At 57.8% G+C, this 1,523-nt stretch carries 1 protein-coding gene; it reads left to right on the top strand.

Annotation, left to right across the window (positions count from 1 at the left end; genetic code table 11):
• The first annotated feature begins 64 nt into the window (after nt 1–64).
• A complete protein-coding gene (locus C0Z18_RS32400; protein ID WP_102649538.1) occupies nt 65–1,510 on the top strand; it encodes an IS1182 family transposase in 1,446 nt (481 codons plus the stop codon).
• Nucleotides 1,511–1,523: the final 13 nt, after the last annotated feature.

Raw genomic sequence — 1,523 nt, 5'->3', positions numbered from 1 at the left:
CGAGGCTGTGTGAAAACGTAGTCATCGCCTAAACTGAATCAACGCATCGACCGCCGGGTGACTCATGAAGCGATTCGTTGAAGGCGATGACCGCAAGCAGGTTTCACTTCTGCCCGAATGCCTCGATGACTACGTCGGGCATGACAATCCGGTCAGAGTCATAGATGTCTTCGTCGACGAGTTGGGGCTTGAGGATCTCGGTTTCGAGGGGGCCATCGCGGCGCCCACGGGGCGCCCGTCTTATCACCCAGGGGTGATGCTCAAGATTTATATCTACGGGTACCTGAACCGTGTTCCGTCCAGCCGGCGCCTTGAGCGTGAATGCCAGCGCAATGTCGAGCTGATGTGGCTGACGGGACGTCTGGCGCCGGACTTCAAGACGATCGCCGACTTTCGCCGCGACAACGGCTCAGCCATTCGCAACGTATGCCGGCGTTTCGTCGAACTGTGTCGCGGACTGAAACTATTGTCCAGCGACATCGTGGCAATCGATGGCAGCAAATTCAAGGCTGTGAACAGCCGCGACAAGAACTACACGGCGGGCAAGATCGATAAGCGTCGGCAGCAGATCGAGGAAAGTATCCAGCGGTACCTCGACGCAATCGAAACGGCAGATCGGACCAACCCAACGGGTTCCGATGTGAAAGCGGTGCGTCTGTACGAGAAGATCGTGCGTTTGCGCCAGGAAATGCGCGAGCTTGCGCGGGTCGGGAAGCAGTTGCAGAAACAGCCGGACAAACAGCTGTCGAAAACCGATTCGGACGCGCGGTCCATGGCAACAAGCGGCAAAGGCTCCGGCATAGTCGGCTACAACGTTCAGGTCGCGGTGGACGCGAAGCACCACTTAATCGTTGAACACGAAGTGACCAATGTCGGGAACGATCACGGGCAACTCAGCAAGATGGCGGCGTCCGCGAAGCGCGCCATGGCCAAGCCGAAGCTGAAGGTGTTAGCTGATCGTGGCTACTTCAGCGGCCCGGAGATACGCGCATGCGAACTGAACGACATCAGCGCGTACGTTCCGAAGCCACTCACCTCCGCATCAAGGAAGAAGGGGCTCTTCACGAAAGCCGACTTTGTCTACGTTGCCAGAGGCGACGTGTATCGATGCCCTGCCGGCGAACGCGCCATTCATCGCTTCGACACCGTTGAGAATGAGATGAATCTGCGGGTGTACTGGCCCAGCGCTTGTCCGCGTTGCCCTATGAAGGCGCAATGTTCGCCCAGCGACTATCGCCGTATCCGACGGTGGGAGCACGAAGACATACTTGAGGCCATGCAACGCCGGCTCGACCGAAAGCCTGATGCAATGACCATCCGTCGAAGTACCGTCGAGCACGTCTTCGGTACACTCAAGCACTGGATGGGTCCCGCTCACTTCCTAACACGAACGCTTAGGCGAGTGAGCACGGAAATGAGCCTTCAGGTGCTTGCGTACAACATCAAGCGGGTCATCAATATACTTGGCGTCTTGAGAGCGATGAAGAGCATGAGGTTGGCGCGAAGCTAGAGCCCGGAAGGGC

It is taken from the genome of Trinickia dabaoshanensis, assembly GCF_002879885.1.
Classification (GTDB): Bacteria; Pseudomonadota; Gammaproteobacteria; order Burkholderiales; family Burkholderiaceae; genus Trinickia; species Trinickia dabaoshanensis.
The sequence above is the reverse complement of the archived record's forward strand: the minus strand, read 5'-3'. Positions and strand labels throughout refer to the sequence as shown.